Source organism: Antiquaquibacter metalliresistens (assembly GCF_029211225.1).
In the GTDB taxonomy this organism is placed as follows: domain Bacteria; phylum Actinomycetota; class Actinomycetes; order Actinomycetales; family Microbacteriaceae; genus Rhodoglobus; species Rhodoglobus metalliresistens.
In genome coordinates this window covers 321,285-340,121 of record NZ_JARGEM010000004.1, presented here as the reverse complement: position 1 = coordinate 340,121, position 18,837 = coordinate 321,285, and the positions used below count along the sequence as shown (strand labels likewise).

Annotated in this window: 11 protein-coding genes; 2 read left to right on the top strand and 9 right to left on the bottom strand. The window is 67.1% G+C overall.

All coding sequences use genetic code 11. The features are described from left to right. Positions 1 to 48: 48 nt before the first annotated feature. From PYV02_RS09665 to PYV02_RS09635, 7 genes are all read right to left on the bottom strand, one after another. Positions 49 to 5,499, bottom strand: a complete 5,451-nt coding sequence (locus tag PYV02_RS09665) for an Ig-like domain-containing protein (protein ID WP_275758574.1) — start codon at positions 5,497 to 5,499, stop codon at positions 49 to 51. 263 nt (positions 5,500 to 5,762) lie between these two features. After that, positions 5,763 to 11,294: an Ig-like domain-containing protein gene (locus PYV02_RS09660; RefSeq protein ID WP_275758572.1), complete on the bottom strand. Its 5,532-nt coding sequence runs from the start codon at positions 11,292 to 11,294 to the stop codon at positions 5,763 to 5,765. 96 nt (positions 11,295 to 11,390) lie between these two features. Continuing rightward, positions 11,391 to 12,107 carry a hypothetical protein gene (locus tag PYV02_RS09655; protein ID WP_275758570.1) on the bottom strand — a complete coding sequence of 239 codons (717 nt, stop codon included), beginning with the start codon at positions 12,105 to 12,107 and terminating at the stop codon, positions 11,391 to 11,393. Then, complete coding sequence (locus PYV02_RS09650) at positions 12,104 to 13,702, bottom strand: serine/threonine-protein kinase (protein ID WP_275758568.1); 1,599 nt, start codon at positions 13,700 to 13,702, stop codon at positions 12,104 to 12,106. Before PYV02_RS09650 ends, PYV02_RS09655 begins: the two co-directional genes overlap by 4 nt. After that, positions 13,702 to 14,883, bottom strand: a complete 1,182-nt coding sequence (locus PYV02_RS09645; RefSeq protein ID WP_275758566.1) for an FHA domain-containing protein — start codon at positions 14,881 to 14,883, stop codon at positions 13,702 to 13,704. Before PYV02_RS09645 ends, PYV02_RS09650 begins: the two co-directional genes overlap by 1 nt. Positions 14,884 to 14,887: 4 nt before the next feature. After that, the gene (locus PYV02_RS09640) at positions 14,888 to 15,766 is read right to left on the bottom strand and encodes a PP2C family protein-serine/threonine phosphatase (protein ID WP_275758564.1); all 879 of its coding nucleotides are present in this window, start codon (positions 15,764 to 15,766) and stop codon (positions 14,888 to 14,890) included. Between the two features lie 105 nt (positions 15,767 to 15,871). Next, the gene (locus tag PYV02_RS09635; RefSeq protein ID WP_275758562.1) at positions 15,872 to 16,876 is read right to left on the bottom strand and encodes a TerC family protein; all 1,005 of its coding nucleotides are present in this window, start codon (positions 16,874 to 16,876) and stop codon (positions 15,872 to 15,874) included. A gap of 186 nt (positions 16,877 to 17,062) precedes the next feature. Here PYV02_RS09635 and PYV02_RS09630 point away from each other — a divergent pair, with 186 nt between their 5' ends. Next, positions 17,063 to 17,347: a 2TM domain-containing protein gene (locus PYV02_RS09630; RefSeq protein ID WP_275758560.1), complete on the top strand. Its 285-nt coding sequence runs from the start codon at positions 17,063 to 17,065 to the stop codon at positions 17,345 to 17,347. On the opposite strand, the gene PYV02_RS09625 is transcribed toward PYV02_RS09630, so the two are convergent. Further along, positions 17,344 to 17,877: a prepilin peptidase gene (locus PYV02_RS09625; protein ID WP_275758558.1), complete on the bottom strand. Its 534-nt coding sequence runs from the start codon at positions 17,875 to 17,877 to the stop codon at positions 17,344 to 17,346. The two genes, PYV02_RS09630 and PYV02_RS09625, sit on opposite strands and share 4 nt — an antisense overlap. 87 nt (positions 17,878 to 17,964) lie before the next feature. Here PYV02_RS09625 and PYV02_RS09620 point away from each other — a divergent pair, with 87 nt between their 5' ends. Further along, complete coding sequence (locus tag PYV02_RS09620; RefSeq protein WP_275758556.1) at positions 17,965 to 18,339, top strand: DUF2200 domain-containing protein; 375 nt, start codon at positions 17,965 to 17,967, stop codon at positions 18,337 to 18,339. Here PYV02_RS09620 and PYV02_RS09615 read toward each other — a convergent pair. Beyond that, positions 18,329 to 18,727 (bottom strand): hypothetical protein, encoded by a 399-nt coding sequence (locus PYV02_RS09615; RefSeq protein ID WP_275758554.1) that lies wholly within the window; start codon positions 18,725 to 18,727, stop codon positions 18,329 to 18,331. The genes PYV02_RS09620 and PYV02_RS09615 overlap by 11 nt on opposite strands. Positions 18,728 to 18,837: the final 110 nt, after the last annotated feature.

Here is an 18,837-nt window from a genome sequence, read left to right as displayed (position 1 = left end):
CCTCTCTGGGTGGTGGGTTGGGGTCTCAGTTCAACACATGGGGTTAGCTCAACACATCGGGATGCTCGACATCGGCGTCCAGGGGCCCAATGAGCCGTCGAACACGTAGCGGTATTGCTGAGCGAGATCACCCGCGGTGTTGCGTGCCGCGTACGCCCCCAAGGTCGCTCCGTTGTCCGAACCCGACGCCGTACGCGTCGACGTGAACTGCGGGTTGCCGTGCGTGTTCCGCACCGAGACGGTGTGGTCGCCGCCGGACTGCCCGGTCCAGTAGATGTGGAAATAGCTGCTCCCCGAGATCGGTCCGGTCCCGGTCATGCACATGCTCACCGTCGCCGGCGTCGAGAGCGTGACGGTGACACCGGCGCTCGCACCACCTGGCCCCGACTTGTTCGTCGCGCGCACCGAGAGCGTGTGGTCACCGGTCCCCCGGCCGTTCAGGGTGTAGCTGGTTGCGGCGCCGACACCCTGCCATCCGCCACCGTTGTAGCTGACCTCGTACTGGATGTTGGCGGTGCCGCCTGGGCTCGCCGAGACGCTGCTCCAGCTCCAGCTCACGTTGCTGGGCGACGTCGTGCCGTTGCCCGGCGACGAACTGGTGATCGTGGGCGTGCCCGGGATTCCCTGGTTGGTGATCGAGCCGGCGTTCGACGTGCCAGTGGGGCCCTGGTACGCCTCGTTGCGCGCATAGACCTGCACCGTGTATGAACCGCCCGCGAGACCGCCGATGTCGGGGGTCTGCAGGCTCGTCGTGTTGCCGCTCGCACCGTTGGATGCGCTCCAGTAGTACGTCGTGGTGCCGCCGGTGCCCGCGACGGCCGGCCAGCTCGCCCGGATCACACCGCCGGGACCCCACTGGTCGACGACGGTGACGGTCGGGCTCACCTGCTGAGGCGTGCCGTACGGGGTGATCGGATCACTCGCCGTCGACCACGGTCCTGGACCGTTCACGTTGATGGCTCGCACCTGGAAGGTGTAGGTCGTGCCGTTGGTGAGGCCGGTCGCCGTGTGCGAGTAGGTCGTGCCGCCAACGGTCGCCACGGTCCCGTTCTGCATGTTGCGCACCTCGTAGGAGGTGATCTCCTTGCCATTGGTCGCCGGGGCGGTCCAGCTAATGCTCGCCGATCTGTCGCCGCCGTACTGGGATCCACCGCGGCTGGGCTTGCCGACCTCGGCGGGCACGTCGGTGATGGTGAAGTTGATGGTGCCGTTGACCTGCCGGTCGGGATCCTCCGTCGCATCCGCGATGGTGTATGCAATGCCGATCACCAGGTATTGCGGCGTCGAGACCGGGGTGATGCTGATCTGATCATCGGTGAAACTCACCGTGCCCACGTTCTCGGCGTTCGTGATCCGGGCGTCCACGATCGTGAGGGGCTCACCGGAGGTCTGATACGGATTCGAGTCGTTGGTCAGCGGCGACATCGTGTAGGTGCCCACCGGTCGTTTTGTCTCGTAGTCGTCCGTCACTGCGACCGGCAGGGGTCGGGATGATCCGACGACGAGCACGTTCACGGTTCCCTGCACGGTGAACTGGTCCCAACGGAGGGTGACGTCGACGGTGTAGGTGGAGCCCTTCGGCGTGTTGCGCGGCACCGTCAGACTGAGCTGGGAGCCGTTGAGGGTCGCATTGAGGGCACCGTTGGACGCGCGCGCATCGGAGTACGTCACCTGTTGCAGGATCTGCGGATTCGGGTGCGCCGTCGACGCACGAAGGTCGATGACCGTCGTCTCACCCACCTCGACCTGCGCGTTCGGTGTCGTGAACTCCGGCGGGGTGTCGCGGAACTCGGGGTCGCCGATGATGACGTTGAGCGTGAGCTGCGCCTCGACGCCCTTCGGGTCATCCTTGGAGTCCCCGTCGGAGACGGTGAAGTTGATCGATGCGGGCCCGCGATAGCCCGTCGGCGGGGCGATGCGGATGGTGTCGTCGTCGACGTAGCTCGACGAGCCGTCGCCCTGCACCGCGGTCACCGTGCCCCGCTCGTAGATGTGCGGGTCGCGTCCCGATGGCACGATGACGATGTCGGAGAGATTCCACTCGCGCTCGCCGTTCATCGAAACGTACTGCGGCGGCAGGTTGGGGTCGATGTACGGCGGACTGTCGAAGTCCTCATCGACGGCGGCCGGCACCAGGATGAACGCCATCGCAGAGAGTTCGTCCTCCTCGTTCGTCACGCGGTAGGCGATCGCCTGGCGGCTCTGCTGCGGCGTCACCTCCACGAGCCCCGGGCTGTCCAGCACCTCGGCGGCGCTCGCATTGGGCCCCTCGAGGGTGACGGTGAGGTCTTCGGTGCGCCCGGCGGGGTTGAAGGCGAACCCGTCGAACAGGTCGACGGTGATCGACTCCTTGCCGGCGATCTCCTTCGTCTGGATGGGCACGTCATCCGCGGTGGGGGGCAACAGCGGCGCGTCGGGGGTGACCTGCACGAGCACGTAGGACAGCGCGGTGCCACCGCGATTGTTCGTGAGCTCGTAGCGCAGCGAGAAGGACTGCTCGGTCTCTGGAGCGTTGAGCACGAGATAGCGGCGGTCGACGACCTCGGCCTTGATGCCTTCCGGTACGTCGATGAGCTCCTCCGAGATCTTGATCGGAGCGCCCTGCGGATCGGAGTCGTTGGCGAGCAGATCCACTTGGGCGACCCTGCCCGGTCGCACGGAGACGCTGTCGGGCACCGCCGACGGCGGCTGCAACTCGCTCGGCTCGGGGATGACGGCGATCTTGATCGTCGCGGTGCCCGTCGCCCCGAGCGCGTCGTACACCTGGTAGCTGAACTCGTCGGTGCCGGCGCCTGCCGGCGACGCCTCGTAGATGAAGTAGTCGTTCCCGGTCTCCACGATCGAGCCGAGACCCGGCGATCGTGGGAACCCGAGCAGTTGCGTGGAGTCCCCATCCGGGTCGATGCCGCTCAATGGCAGGTCGATGCGGATCGTGCCGCCCGCCAGCACCCGACCGATCAGCGGGGCGGGCACGGGGTCGCGGTTGTTCTCATCGTCGAGCGGCGTGACAGTGAAGACCGCGGTCGCGACGGCCGACTCGCCGTACGGGTCGAGCACGCGGTAGTCGACCCGGTACTCCCCCGGTTCCTCCGGAGCCTGGAAGCGAAGGCGGTCACGAGAGATGAAGGCGATGCCGCCGTCGGGCTCGGTGACGAGGGTGGTGTCGAGGAACATCGTCGAGTCGTCGGGGTGGAAGTCGTTGTCCAACACGTCGAGCGTCGTGATGTCGCCGACGCGCACCGTCGCCGCATCGTTCGCCGCGACGGGCGGCTGATGCTTGGTCAGCGCGGGCACGGGTACGACCGTGACGCCCGCGGTCGCGGACGAGACGCCGTCGGAGATCGTGTAAGTGAAGTTGACCTGCTCGGTCAGCGCGGCCGGCGAGGTGATGCGTACCAGGGTGGACTCGAGCACCTCGACGACGAGACCCTTGGCCGCGTACTCCGGTGGAACCGACACCGATTGGATGGCGAGGATGCGGCCCGTGGGGCTCACGTCGTTCGAGAGCACCGAGACCGTCACGGGCTCCTCGCTGCGCAGATAGGCCGTGTCCTTCACCGCCACCGGCGGCAGCTCGAGGTCCGCCGGCTTCTCCCGCACGTCGATGCGGATGATCCCGACGCTCGTGTTCGCGCCGGCCTGCAGCGTGTACTTCATGTAGAAGATGCCGGGTGCCGACGAGGTGAAGGTGACTTCTCCGCGATCGGCGCTGAGGCTGGCCGACGCGTCGCCACCCGGCTCCTCCAGCCCGACGAGGCTCAACTGCGCACCGGACGGCGAGAGGTCGTTGAGCAGCGGTTTGACCGTGACCGTCTCGCCGACGAAGGACGTCGCGAAATCGGGCGTGCCCACCGGGTTCAGCGACCCCGCGGGTTCGACCTTCACGGTGAGGGAGCCTTGCGCCGTCTGCTGGGAGCCGTCGGAGACGGTGAAGACGACTTCCTTCTCACCAAGCTCGCTGGTCTGATGCGTGAACGTGACGAACCCATCCGGGGTGAACCGCACCAGATCGCCCGACTTCGGACTCGCCGCTATCAGGTAAAGATCATCACCATCCGGATCACGCCAATCCGCAAGCACGTTGTAACTGACCGTCTGATTCGCCTCGACACTAACCCCAGGCTCACGCACCGAATACGGCGCCTCATTGACCGTGTCAGGCACCACCCGCGCCTGCACATTCGCACTCGCCGTACCACCACGACCATCATCGACCGTGTAATTGAACGCAATCGTGCCGACGAAACCCTCCGCCGGCGTGAACTGCAACGCCCGACCACCATCGATCGGATCCAACACCCCCGTCGACTCCGAAACCCCATCGAACGCCGAGATCACCAACACATCACCATCAGGATCGGAGTCGTTGTCCAACACCGACAGAATCGTCGTGCGACCCGGCCGAATACCGAACTGATCATCCTGCGCCGTCGGCGGACGGTTCACCTCAGTACGCTCAGCCAGAGTGTCCTCGAACGTCTGGATCGAGGACTGCTCCTCACCCTCCTCCTCAGACTCCTCCTCCACCGGCGGAATCACGTCATCCCAGTTCTCCACCAGGCGCATGTTCTCATCCATCAACCACACATTGCCGTTGGAGAGATCATTCAACGCAATCACACTGCGGTTGACCCGGAACTCCAACCGACTCCCCCGCGTCGGCTGCTCAATATCCAACGCCTGCGACACCGCACCATCACACGCCAAGAGGTAGCGACCGGACTCGGCCCACGCCCCATGGGCGCAACCTGCCTGGTTCACGGGCGCCGCCACCGCCGTCGGGTCGGAGGATGGTGCCGGGATGTTCGCCGGGATGACCTCCGTCGCCCCCGAGGCGAGATCCACCTTCACGAGCCCGTCGCCCGTGGCGACCACCGCGCGGCCGGATGCGGGCCCGCTCTGCTGCAAGCGCAGACCGCGCTGATCGCCGAGACCGAATCGCGAACCCGACTGGTTCACCAGCTCGTTCGTCGACTGATCGAACACCACCGCCTGATCACCCACCGCCGCCAACTGAAACTCACCAACCGACGGGAACGCACTCTCCTTGGGGACGTCCACGAGCGACTCGACGCGGTAGAGCTTGCCCGACTCCCGGGATACGGCGATCACGGCCCCTTCGCCGGTGACGACCGCATGCCCGCCGACACCCAGCTCCACCAGGGGTGGCGTCGACACGAAGTTGAACTGCAGATCACCGATGGCGGGTATGGCCCAGAGCTCCCCCTGCGGCGAGACGATGGCGAGCACGTCGCCGCCGTAGGAGACCTCCGAGCCCTGCGGTATGTCGATCGCCGAGGTCACCTCGGTCGACGCGGGGTTGACCGATTCGACCCGCCCGGCATCCGGATCCACCATGAACAGGGTGTCGCCGTCCTGCAACACATCGAAGGCCGGACTCGAGGCCACGACCGAACCGTTCAGCTCGTCGATCTGACGATTCAACCGACCACCGAGCAACAACTCGCCATTGGTCACCCACACATCCCGTGACGTCATGTCCACATCGGAGATCGGGAAACCGGGATGCAACGCCGCGATCGTCAACGGAACGCCGGCCATGAGCGCAACGACGAGAGCCGATGCCGTCGTCTTCCTTGCCTTGACCCACTTGGTCAGCGCGTTCAAGAACTTGCCCCCGCGTTGATCGTCGTCCCCTCACTCATCGTCAAGAACGGTGAGTATTCGACAAGAACCTAACACGCTGCGCGGCCCCCGGAATGCGGGACGCATGGGCAGCACTCCCCATGCGTCCCGGTGACTCAACAGTTCGGCAGCGAGTACGGATCGCGGTCGGTGTCGGCGCCTCGGATGTACCACCCCGCGTTGGGCCCGACGTTGATGTGCATGAACTGCACTCCGTTCTGCTGACCGCGGCAGCTCACATTCACGCGGTCCCCCGGATTCAGGTAGACGTTCGAGCACGAGCTGACGTAGTTGTTGAAGTCGCTGCTGCTGACGATGCACGTCGTGGTCGTCACGGTCGTGTTCGACGGCGGCGGCGGGTCGACGATCGTCCCGGCGGCGGAGGCTGCGCTCATCGCACTGCACCCGCTCTTGTTGCAGGCCTGCACGGCGAGCGAGTAGTTGCCTGCCGACAGACCGCTGCGCGAATAGCTCGTGGTGTTGCCGATGTCGATCGCACCGCCGCCGTTGACGCTCACCTGGTATCGCAGGTTCGCACTGCCACCGGGGTTCGGGCTCACGGCGCCCCAGTTCCAGGTGATCGAGCCCGCCGCCGTGGAGTCGGTGACGTTCGTGACGGGAGCGGACGGCACGGGTGCGGGGCCCTGCTGCGTGATCGTCCGGCTCACGGACGTGCCCGTAGAGACCTTGTTGCCGGTGTTGCGCGCCTCGACGGTCACACGGTACGAGCCGGCGCCGAGGCCCGCGAAGTCCGCAGTGGTCGCGCTGCCCCACGCGCTGAAGCCCAGTTCGTTGAGCTGGTAGCGGTATTGCACCGTGCCGCCGCCGGTCTGGGCGCCGTTCAGCGCCTGCCAGGTCGCGCGCACCGCCCCGCCCGGCGCCCACGGGTCGACGAGTTGCAGATCGACGGTCGGGGCCGCTGGCGAGGTGTACGGCACGACGGCGTTGCTCGGAGACGACCATGGCCCTGGTCCGTTCTCGTTGATGGCCCGCACTTGGAACGTGTAGGCGGTGCCGTTCGTGAGACCGGTGATGGTGCATCCCGGGTCCATGCAGTTCGTCGGCATGCTCGCGGATGGGCTCGATTGGATCTCGTACGAGGTGATCTGCTTGCCGTTCGTGCCCGGGGCGGAGAATCCTAGCGCGACCGTGCCTTCGTCGCCCTGCGCCGGCACCGACGGGGTGCCGACCTGCGCGGGCACGTCGGTGATGGTGAAGTTGATGATGCCGTTGACCTCACGGTCCGGGTCTTGGGTGGCATCCGCGATCGTGTAGGCGATCTCGATCACCAGATACTGCGGTGTCGAGGCCGGTGTGATGCGAATCTGATCGTCGGTGAAGGTCACGGCGCCGACGTTGCCCGCGTTGGTGATCTTCGCGTCGGTGATCGTCAGCGGTTCGCCGGTGGTCTGATACGGGTTCGAGTCGTTGACGAGCGGAGTCATGACGTAGCTGGTCACCGGCCGCTTGGTCTCGTAATCGTCGGTGACGGCGACCGGCAACGGTCTGGTGGAGCCGACGACGATCACCTGCACCTTGCCCGGCACCGTGAACTTGTCCCAGCGCAGCGTCACATCCACCGTGTACGTGGTGCCCTTGGGTGTGTTGCGCGGCACGGTCAGGCTCAGCTGGGAACCGTTCAGGCTCGTGCCGAGCGCATTGCTCGACGCGCGGACCTCGGAATACGTCACCTCGCGCAGGATCTGCGGGTTGGGATGCGCCGTCGAACCGCGCAAGTCGATCACCGTGGTCTCGCCGACCTCCACTTGCGTGGTGGGGGTGGTGAACTCGGGCGGGGTGTCGCGGAACTCCGGGTCGCCGACGATGATCGGCAGCGTCAGGTTGGCGACGTTGCCCTTGGGGTCGTCTTTCGAGTCGCCGTCGGAGACGGTGAAGTTGATGGCGGCGGGTCCGCGGTAGTCGAGGGGTCCGGTGAAGCGGATGGTGTTGTCGTCGACGTAGCTGGGATCGCCGTTGCTCTGCACGGCCGTCACGGAGGACTTGTCGTAGATGTGGGCGTCGCGGCCGGAGGGTACGACGAGGATGTCTTCGAGGTTCCACTCTCGGGTCTCGTTCATGCTCACGTACTGCGGTGGGAGCGCCGGGTCGATCATCGGTGGATCGTCGAAACTCTCGTCCGTCGCCGCCGGAACGATGATGAACGCCAGTGCGCTGAGATCGTCTTCCACGTTCGTCACGCGATAGGCGATCGCCTGCCGGGACTCCCCCGGTGTGACGGTGACCCTGCCCGGCGTCTCGAGCACCTCGCCGGCGGAAGCGTTGGGGCCCTCGAGGGTGACCACGAGGTCTTCGGTGCGCCCGGCGGGGTTGAAGGCGAACCCGTCGAAGAGGTCGACGGTGATCGACTCCTTCCCCGCGATCTCGCGCGTGAGAATCGGCACGTCGTCGGCGGAAGGCGGCAGCAGGGGCGCGTCGGGGGTGACCTGCACCAGCACGTAGGTGACCGCGGACCCTCCTCGGTCGTTGGTGAGCTCGTATCGCAACGAGAACGATTGCTCGGTCTCCGGCGCCGTGATCACGAGGTACTTGAGGTCGACCACCTCGGCGACGATGCCGTCCGGCACGTCGATGAGCTCTTCGGAGACCTTGATGGGCGCGCCCTGCGGGTCGGAGTCGTTCGCCGTGAGATCGACCTGTGCGACCCGGCCGGGGCGGATCGAGACGCTATCCGGCACCGCCGACGGCGGCTGGAGGTCGCTCGGCTCGGGGATGACGGCGATCTTGATCGTCGCGGTGCCCGTCGCCCCGAGCGCGTCGTACACCTGGTAGCTGAACTCGTCGGTGCCCGCCGCCGCGGGGGATGCCTCGTAGACGAAGTAGTCCGTGCCGGTCTCCGCGATGGCGCCCAGTGCGGGGTTACGCGGGAAGCCGAGCAGCTGCGTGGAGTCCCCGTCCGGGTCGATGCCGCTCAGCGGCAGGTCGATGCGGATCGTGCCGCCCGCCAGCACCCGGCCGATGAGGGGCTCGGGCACGGGATCGCGATTGTTCGCGTCATCCAGCGCCGTCACGGTGAAGACCGCCGTCGCCACCGCGGTCTCACCGAAAGGATCGAGCACGCGGTAGTCGACGCGGTACTCGCCCGCCTCGGTGGGCGCCTGGAACCGCAGCCGATTCTTGGACACAAAGGCGATGCCGGCCGTCGGCTCGGTGACGAGCGCGGCGTCGAGGAACATCGACGAGTCGTCGGGGTGCCGATCGTTGGCGAGCACATCGAGGGTGATGATGTCGCCGACGCGCACGGTCGCAGCGTCGTTCTGCGCGATCGGGGGCTGGTGTTTCGTCAGTGCCGGAACCGGTACGACGGTGACGCCCGCGGTCGCGGACGAGACGCCGTCGGAGATCGTGTAGGTGAAGTTGACCTGCTCGGTCAGCGCGGCCGGGGAGGTGATGCGCACCAGGGTGGACTCGAGGGTCTCGACGACGAGACCCTTGGCCACGTACTCGGCGGGCACGGAGACCGATTGGATGGCGAGGATGCGGCCCGTCGGGCTCACGTCATTCGAGAGCACCGAAACGGTCACCGGTTCCTCGCCGCGCAGGTACGCGGTGTCCTTGACGGCGATGGGCGGCAGGGCGGCATCCGCCGGCGCTTCGCGCACGTCGATGCGCACGATGCCGACGCTCGTGTTCGCGCCGGCCTGCAGCGTGTACTTCATGTAGAAGATGCCCGGCCCCGACGAGGTGAACGTGATCGTGCCGCGGTCGGTGTTGAGGTTGGCCGTGGCATCCCCGCCGGGCTCTTCGAGGCCGACGAGATCGAGTTGCGCTCCCGATGGGGAGAGGTCGTTCAGCAGCGGTTCGACCACCACGGTCTCGTTCACGAACGCGGTGGCGAAGTCCGGGGTGCCGACGGGGTTCAGGGTGCCGCCGGGTTCGACCTTGACCGTCAACGTGCCCTGCGACGGGGTGTCCGAGCCGTCGGAGACGGTGAAGACGACTTCCTTCTCACCAAGCTCGCTGGTCTGATGCGTGAACGTGACGAACCCATCCGGGGTGAACCGCACCAGATCGCCCGACTTCGGACTCGCCGCTATCAGGTAAAGATCATCACCATCCGGATCACGCCAATCCGCAAGCACGTTGTAACTGACCGTCTGATTCGCCTCGACACTAACCCCAGGCTCACGCACCGAATACGGCGCCTCATTGACCGTGTCAGGCACCACCCGCGCCTGCACATTCGCACTCGCCGTACCACCACGACCATCATCGACCGTGTAATTGAACGCAATCGTGCCGACGAAACCCTCCGCCGGCGTGAACTGCAACGCCCGACCACCATCGATCGGATCCAACACCCCCGTCGACTCCGAAACCCCATCGAACGCCGAGATCACCAACACATCACCATCAGGATCGGAGTCGTTGTCCAACACCGACAGAATCGTCGTGCGACCCGGCCGAATACCGAACTGATCATCCTGCGCCGTCGGCGGACGGTTCACCTCAGTACGCTCAGCCAGAGTGTCCTCGAACGTCTGGATCGAGGACTGCTCCTCACCCTCCTCCTCAGACTCCTCCTCCACCGGCGGAATCACGTCATCCCAGTTCTCCACCAGGCGCATGTTCTCATCCATCAACCACACATTGCCGTTGGAGAGATCATTCAACGCAATCACACTGCGGTTGACCCGGAACTCCAACCGACTCCCCCGCGTCGGCTGCTCAATATCCAACGCCTGCGACACCGCACCATCACACGCCAAGAGGTAGCGACCGGACTCGGCCCACGCCCCATGGGCGCAACCTGCCTGGTTCACGGGCGCCGCCACCGCCGTCGGGTCGGAGGATGGTGCCGGGATGTTCGCCGGGATGACCTCCGTCGCCCCCGAGGCGAGATCCACCTTCACGAGCCCGTCGCCCGTGGCGACCACCGCGCGGCCGGATGCGGGCCCGCTCTGCTGCAAGCGCAGACCGCGCTGATCGCCGAGACCGAATCGCGAACCCGACTGGTTCACCATCTCGTTCGTCGACTGATCGAACACCACCGCCTGATCACCCACCGCCGCCAACTGAAACTCACCAACCGACGGGAACGCACTCTCGACCGGCAGATCGGCAAGCGACGTGACGCGATACAGCGTTGCGTTCTCACGCGAGACGGCGAGCACCGTGCCGTCCGCGGTGACGACCGCGTGTCCCCCAGGGCCCAACTCCACGATCGGCGGCGTCGACACGAAGTTGAACTGCAGATCACCGACCGCAGGGATCGCCCAGAGGTCGCCGCCAGGAGAGACGATGGCCAGGATGTCGCCGCCATAGCTCACCTCGGCGCCCGCCGGCACGTCGATGGCCGACGTCACCTGCGTGGAGGCGGGGTCCACCGACTCCACCCGCCCGGCATCCGGATCCACCATGAACAGGGTGTCGCCGTCCTGCAACACATCGAAGGCCGGACTCGACGCGACCACCGAACCGTTCAACTCGTCGATCTGACGATTCAACCGACCACCGAGCAACAACTCGCCATTGGTCACCCACACATCCCGCGACGTCATATCGACATCCGAGATCGGAAAACCCGGATGCAACGCCGCGATCGTCAACGGAACGCCGGCGATGAGCGCGACCACGAGAGCCGAGGCCGTCGCCCTGCGTGCCCTGAGCCACTTCATCAGCACGTTCACGAAGCCCGCCCCTGCGTCGACCGAACTGACAGCACCCACCAAGTGTGAGATTTCGACAACAACCTAACACGCTCCGAATGGCCGGATGACGGCGCGTCAGACCTCGTCGGGTTCGGGCGAGGTCCCCTCCGTGCGATCCAGGAGGTACAGGTCGTCCTTGCTCACCAGCCGCGTCGCGACCGCGTACTCGACCAGCCGCAGGCGCCGGTTCGTGGCGAGGTTGCCCTTGCCGCCGCGCAGGCCCTGCACGCCGATCTTGTCGAGCTTGTCGCAGACGTTGTCGAGCTTGCGGTTGAAGGTCGTCATCGACCAGCCCAGTCGCGTCGCCGCCTCGGCGGAGGTCGGGATCTCGCCGCGACCTGGAGAGTCCTGCCGCAGCACGTGCTCGGCGAGCGCGACGACGAGTTGACGCTGGCTGCTCGTGAGCGGAATCGGTTCGATCGTCGTCTGCCCGCCGCCCATCATCGCCGACGCCGACGCCTTGAAGTAGTCGTCCGGCGCGAAGAGCGTGAACTCGTAGGTCGTCGAGCCCGCACTGAACAGCACCTGCAACTGCGGAAACACGATCGGCAACCGCGCCCCGGGTGCGAGCCAGGCCTGCACGGCACCGGTGGCATCGGTGACCGTCGCGGAGAGCAGGGTGCCCACGTTGGCCAGCCACCACATGCCGAAGTCCTCATAGATGCGCAGGAACCTGCGATGCAGATAGGGGTTGTCATCGATCACCAGGTCGGACTCCCGCCCGATGTGGAAGTCGTTCGGCGACTCGATGTCGTACCACTCCCCGCAGAACTCCAGCTTGAGCGGCTTCATTGCGGGTAGCACTCCGAGAGCGGATTCGGGGATGTCTTCGCATCACGCAGCACGTAGGCCTGGATGCACACCGTGCTTCCGGGCGTGTAGCCCTCGATCGAGACCGTGTCGCCGTCGATGCGGCGGAACCCCTCGTCCGGTGCGGGGTCCGGGCGCCACACGAAGCGGTCACCGTCTTGCGGGTCGGGGTTCACGAGCGTGAACGTGAGCGTGGTTCCCTCCAGGGCTGGCGCGCCCGCGAGTTCTGGCGTGGGCACCGTCGAGACGACGATCGGTACGCCGCTGGGCGTCGGGGTGTTCGCGGCCTCACCGCCCGGGCCCACAGGTGCTCCCAGCACGATGCCGAGCGTCACCGCGGCCGCGACCACGAGTGTGACTGCACCGATGACCCACGGCAGCACCCCGCGGCGAGGCTTCGTGACCGCGACCGGTTCGGGTTCGGGCACCGGGGCGGGCTCGCGACGGCGTACCACGGTCTCGGTCGGGGCCTCGGTTGGGGCATCCACTCGCTCGGCCGCGGGCTGGGCGACGATCGGGCGAGCGCTGCGTACGACCGTGGGTTCGGCGGCCGGAGACTCTTGCGTTCGCGGCGCAGGCTGCGCTTCGACCGTTGCGACGCTGCGCACCCGGGTTTCGTCGCCGCCGTCCTCGGCGTCGCGCTCGGGCGCCTCGACGGTGATGTTCGGCACCTCGATCGTCGTCGGCGCGTAGCCGAGCTCGAGCTCCACGCGCTGCAACGCGCGGGCGAAGTCCACCGCGGTCGCGAAACGGTCGGCGCGATCGGAGGCCATGCCCTTCTGCAGCACGGCGATCAACGACCGGGGCACGTCATCCCGCGACATGGGGGTGATCGCGCCGCGTTCGATCCGGCCGATGAGATCGAGCGTGCCGTTGGAGCGTCCCCGCACCTCGAAGGGGGTCTGTCCGGCGAGGATCGTCCAGATGGTCGCCGCGAGCGAGAACACGTCGGATCGCACGTCGGGCTCGGGGTCGTCCTCGAACATCTCCGGCGGCGACCAGGGCACGCTCAGGCCGATCGCCTGGCTGCCGGTGCCGGTGTCCGCGAGATCGCTGAGCGTCGTCGTGGTGTGGGTCGGCAGCTCGTCGTCGAGTGCGGACGAGATGCCGAAGTCGGTGAGCGCCGGCCAGCCGTAGTCGTTGCTCAAGACGTTGCCCGGCTTGATGTCGCGGTGCAGGATGCCCGCGGCATGCGCGGTCGCCACGGCGCTCGAGAGGCGCACCCCCGTGCGCACCGCGTCGGCGACCGCGAAGGTCTCCCGCTTGTAGCGCTCGGCGAGGGACGGGCCGGAGCAGTACTCCATGACGAAGTAGGGCCTGTCGTCGGCGGAGACGTCGGCCTGGTAGATGGTGACGATGTAGGGGTGCGCCGAGAGCTGCGCCATGAGATTGGCCTCGGCGACGAAGGCGGCCCGACTGGCCGCGGTGATCTCCTCGGTGAGCAGCACCTTCACCGCCACCCGGCGACGCGGCAGCTTCTGGTCATAGAGGAACACATCCGAGAATCCGCCCGAGCCGAGCAGCTTCACGAAGGTGTAGCCGGGCAGCTCCGGCGGTTGAGATGGCGCGCGGCGCATCAGTCCTCTTCCAGGGTCAGGGTGATACCGCCGCCGAGATCGATCACGGTGCCCGGGATGACGGCGGTCGGCTCACCCGCTCGAAGGCGCTGGGAGTCCTTGCCCGGCAGGATGATCGCGGTGCCGTTCTTCGAGTGCAGATCGGTCACGACCGCCGTGCCGCCCTCCACCGAGATCTGGGCGTGGTTTCGCGAGATGTCCTGATCGCCGTTACCCAGGGTGAGCAGCCTGGGAATGCCCCCGCCCGTGACCTTGCTCACGCTCGGGCCACGGCCGACGAGCACGGACCCGGTGAGCGGCTCGCGGGCGCCCGTCGTGGAGACCACCAGCGCGAATCGCGTCGCGGGCTGGGCATCGGGCCTCGGCGGCGCGGTTCGCGACTTGCGCTGGCCCCGCACTCGAGCGAGGTCGGAGGTGAGCACGGTGTGACCGTCGTGGTCGCCGGGTGCTTCCACCGATTCGCCCTCGGCATCGGGGGCGACCACGGCGGCGTCGGAGACCGAGCGGTACATGGTGTCGCCGAACAGGTAGTCGTAGCCCTGCTCGTCCTCGGCCGGCTGCGGTGCCGGTGGGACGATGCCGCTCGACTCGTCGATGCCGACGACGACCGTCGCCTCCTCGAGGGGCTGCGGCGGGGTCGGTTCGGCCGGGGTCGGCCGCTGGGCCGCGGGCTCCGGCGCCGGCGGCTGCGACTGCGGCGACAAGGCCGCGGCGTCAACCGCGGCGGGCGCGCCGCTCGCGGCGGTGCCAGCGGTCGAGACCGACGCAACGAGCCCGGCCCCCAGCGCAAGCGGCAAGGTGTGCTCGCCGACGGGCACCGCACCACCGGGTACCACGATCGTCAGGGCGGTGATCCCGGGGAGGATGCGCTCCACCCAGGTGGAGACCCCGGTGGCGGTGAGCTGCTGTTCGCCGTCGGCGTCGGTCACCGCGATGGTCGCATCTCCGCGGAGGATGATGCGGGCATCCACCCCCGGCTCCCACTCGATCAGGGCGAAGGGCGGTGTCGCGCCCAGACCCCGGCTGGTCAAGCGGTCGAGTGCGGCCTGGAAGCCGTCGGGCCCGGTCAGCGCGGCCCAGGCCGCCGCCACGTCATCGAGCTCGGGCACCACGAGCAGGCGGGTGCCCGCCGCGATCGCCAACCATCCGCCGGCGCCCGCGGGCTTGATCTCATACGTCAACGCGTCAGCTCCTCGGCCTGGTGTCCTCGAGCACGCCGGGCAAGCTCCCGCGCTCGAGCGTGTCGTCGATGTTCGTGTCGTCGCCGACGAGTTCGAACTCGACAACGACCACGGTGACATTGTCGGAGCCGCCCGCGGCGACCGCCGCCCGCACGAGCCGCTCGGCGAGCGTCAGGGGCAGGCCATCGCTCTCCCGCTGCGCCTCGGCGTCGTGGAACACGATGATGCGAGCGATCTCGTCATCCGCCAGCTCCTTGGTGAGGCCGTCCGAGCACAGTAGGAAGGTCTGACGTGCCCTGGCCGGGATGAGCCAGATGTCGGCCTCGACCTCGTCATCGGCACCGAGCGCGCGAGTGACGACGTTGCGATACGGATGACGCTCCGCCTCCTGGCGCGTCAGGCGCCCGAGATCCACGAGCTCCTGCACCGCCGAGTGGTCGACGGAGAGCTGGGCGAGCGTGCGACCGTCCCATGAATAGGTACGGGAGTCGCCGATGTTGAAGGCCATCCAGTGGCAGGTCTCGTCCCCGACGACGTTCACGAGAGCGATGCCGGTGAGCGTCGTGCCCGAGAGCGCGCCGTCGCCCGTTCCCTCGGTCAGCCCGAGCACGGCCTCGTTGGCGCGGGCGATCGTGTCGAGCACATCCTGGGCGCGCGCCGGGGAACCTCCGGGCAGGTCCGCGAACGCGGCGATCGCCGCCTGGCTCGCCCGGTCGCCGTGGGCATGGCCGCCCATGCCGTCGGCCACCGCGAAGTACGGCGCGGCGGTGAGGTAGCTGTCTTCGTTGAGCTTGCGGACGCTGCCCCGGTCGGAGTGTCCGGAGAATCGGAACCGGGCGGTCGCGCCGGGCAGGTCGAACTGCTGTCGCACCTCAACCGACATCGCGCCTCCCGCACCCGAGCACCCGCGCGCCGGACGCAGGTAGTCACACGGTAGCAAGCTCCCCGCATCCGAGCGAACCTCGCACATGGGCAGCGCTCCCCATCGTCATTCGACGGGTTCGACCTCGCGCGTGCGGCGGCGGTCCACCCGCAGCTTGATCAGGCTCGCGATGACCGCGACCGCCATCGAACCGACGATCACGCCGAGCGAGGCCCAGGTGGAGATCTCCGGGGCCCACTCCACGTGCTGACCGCCGTTGATGAACGGCAGCTCATTCTCGTGCAGGGCGTGGAAGAACAGCTTCACGCCGATGAAGGCGAGGATGAACGCGATGCCGTACTTGAGGTAGACGAGCTTCTCCACGAGGTCGCCGAGCAGGAAGTAGAGCTGCCGCAGGCCCATGAGCGCGAAGACGTTCGCCGTGAAGACGATGAACGGGTCTTGCGTGATGCCGAAGATCGCCGGGATCGAGTCGAGCGCGAACACGAGGTCGGTCGTGCCGAGGGCGATGAAGACGATGAGCACCGGGGTGAAGACGCGCTTGCCGTCGATCGTGGTCTTGAGCTTGGCGCCCTCGAAGGTGTCGGTGATCGCGATGCGGCGACGCAGGAAGCGGATGAGACGGTTCTCCATCTCCTCCTCCTCGTCGTGGTTCGTGAACGCCTGCTGGATGGCGGTCCAGACCAGGAAGGCGCCGAAGAGGTAGAAGATCCAGCTGAAGTTCTCGATGAGCGCCGCACCGAGCAGGATGAAGATGCCGCGGAACACCAGCGCCAGGATGATGCCCACCATCAGGATCTCCTGCTGGTACTTCCTGGGCACCGAGAACCTCGCCATGATGATGAGGAAGACGAACAGGTTGTCGATCGAGAGGCTGTATTCGGTCAGCCAGCCCGCGACGAACTGCCCGGCATGCTCGGGGCTGCCGATCGCGAGCATGAGTCCGGCGAAGATGAGGGCGAGCAGCACGTAGAACGAGATCCATAGCGCGGATTCGCGGGTGGAGGGAACGTGCGGGCGCCGGTACGCCATGAAGATGTCGAAGGCGAGGATGAGACCGAGCACGACGTAGGTGCCGACCTCGAACCAGACGGGCAGGGCGATTTCCATGGGGATCCATTCGGGGAGTAGGAGGACAGGGCAAGACCCGAAAGTCTCTCCCGCATCCGAATGCTGGATGCCGCCGGCCCGGACCCGCGTCATCGGGGGTCGTCTTGACGGACTCGGCGAATCGGGATACTCCCCTTCGCGCGATCAGCCTAGCGGACCCCCGGCCGCGCCCCTATCCTCGAAGCCATGGACACCCCAGACGACCTTCGCAACGCCGCCCGCAAGCGCCTCAAGGCCAAGGCCGACTTCCGCAATTACCTCTTCGTGTGGTTGGGCGTCACCATCATCGTGACGACCGTGTGGGCGCTCACCAGCTGGGGCGGCTACTTCTGGCCCGCATGGGTGATCGCCGGTATGGGCATCGGCGCATTCTTCCAGGCGCTGAGCATCTACGGCCCGGGTCAGGGCTACATCACCGAGAGCGCGGTGGATGCCGAGGTGCGACGCATGAACGGCGAGCCCAAGGCCTAGCCGAGGGCGATCGCGACCCCCAGCCCGGCGAGCATCCACGGACCGAACGGGATCGCGGTGTCGCGCCTGGTGCGCCCGGCGAGGATGCCGACGGTGGCGACGACTCCGCCGAGCACGAACCCGGCGATGGCCGCCAGCAGCCAGGCGGTGACGCCGAGCGATCCGGCGAAGCATCCGACGATCGCGGCGAGCTTGACATCGCCCATGCCCATGCCGGTCGGCGAGAGTAGCGCGAGCAGCAGGTAGCCGCCGAAGAGCGCGACCCCGCCGACCACTGCACCGATCACGCGGTTCGGCTCGTGGTCGAACACGGCGGCGGCACCCAGCACCGGCACCGCGGCCACGATCGTCGGCACGACGATGCGGTTGGGCAGGCGATGCGTGGTCAGGTCGATCCAGGCGAGCACGGATGCCACCACCGCGAGCGCGGCGAACGGCACGAGCATCCACGTGCCCCCGAGTCGCCACCACGCGATCGCCAGCGCCGCGGCTCCCCCGAGCCCGCAACCGATGGGCGCCACGAACCGCATGCGGCGAGGGTACGCGCGCGCCGCCGGAGCGCGCGCGGGTTATCCCGAGCCGTTGCCGACGGTGCGCCGCGCGCCTAGCCTCGGGGTATGCACAAGATCTTCGACATGAGCGTCTCGAAGGTCTACCCGCTCTATGTGACCAAGCTCGAGCGGAAGGGCCGCACGCAGGCCGAGCTCGATGAGGTGATCCGCTGGTTGACCGGATTCGACGGCGCGGAGCTGGCACGTCATCTGGACGAGGGCACGACCTTCGAGCGGTTCTTCGCCGAGGCACGGATGAACCCCAATGCCTCGCTCATCACCGGCGTGATCTGCGGGCTGCGCGTCGAGCAGATCGAGGACCCGCTGATGCAGAAGATCCGCTACCTCGACAAGCTCGTGGACGAACTCGCCAGAGGCAAGGCGATGGAGAAGGTGCTGCGGCAGCCTGCCGCGGCGGCGTCGTCGCGCGCTACTGGCTGACCGCGGCAGCTGCGGCCGGAGACGACGGCACGGTGCGTGCTGGCACCGCGAGCAGGTAGATCAGCATGACGATCACGCCGAAGCCGAGGATGCCCCCGACCAGCACCACGACGAACCAGGTCATGTTCTCGAGCGTGGCGGATTCGATCAGCGCTCCGATCCACGCCACGAGCTGGGCGATGGATGCTCCGACGATCAGCAGCAGCATCACCACTGCGACGGCGACGATCCACCAGCCGGACGGGGAGACGCCCACGACGTCCCGGCCGTCCATCATCAGACTTCTCGTGGAGATGGCGAGGCCGATCACAACACCGACCAGAACGATCACGACGGCGAATGCGATGAGCGATCCGTAGAACAGCTTCGCGATGACTGACCTTGACATGACGTGCTCCTCGATTCGGTGCATCCAGGCTCACCCGTCGCCGTTGCACCGGTCGAGAGGCTTTGGTCCCATCACGGGCGGCTCCGCCTGGATGATCGCGCATGACAGCG

Coding starts and splice junctions, on each gene's coding strand:
- PYV02_RS09665 (WP_275758574.1), bottom strand. CDS start 5,499: ATGACGTCACGGGATGTGTGGGTGACCAATGGCGAGTTGTTGCTCGGT.
- PYV02_RS09655 (WP_275758570.1), bottom strand. CDS start 12,107: ATGAAGCCGCTCAAGCTGGAGTTCTGCGGGGAGTGGTACGACATCGAG.
- PYV02_RS09650 (WP_275758568.1), bottom strand. CDS start 13,702: ATGCGCCGCGCGCCATCTCAACCGCCGGAGCTGCCCGGCTACACCTTC.
- PYV02_RS09640 (WP_275758564.1), bottom strand. CDS start 15,766: ATGTCGGTTGAGGTGCGACAGCAGTTCGACCTGCCCGGCGCGACCGCC.
- PYV02_RS09635 (WP_275758562.1), bottom strand. CDS start 16,876: ATGGAAATCGCCCTGCCCGTCTGGTTCGAGGTCGGCACCTACGTCGTG.
- PYV02_RS09630 (WP_275758560.1), top strand. CDS start 17,063: ATGGACACCCCAGACGACCTTCGCAACGCCGCCCGCAAGCGCCTCAAG.
- PYV02_RS09625 (WP_275758558.1), bottom strand. CDS start 17,877: ATGCGGTTCGTGGCGCCCATCGGTTGCGGGCTCGGGGGAGCCGCGGCG.
- PYV02_RS09620 (WP_275758556.1), top strand. CDS start 17,965: ATGCACAAGATCTTCGACATGAGCGTCTCGAAGGTCTACCCGCTCTAT.
- PYV02_RS09615 (WP_275758554.1), bottom strand. CDS start 18,727: ATGTCAAGGTCAGTCATCGCGAAGCTGTTCTACGGATCGCTCATCGCA.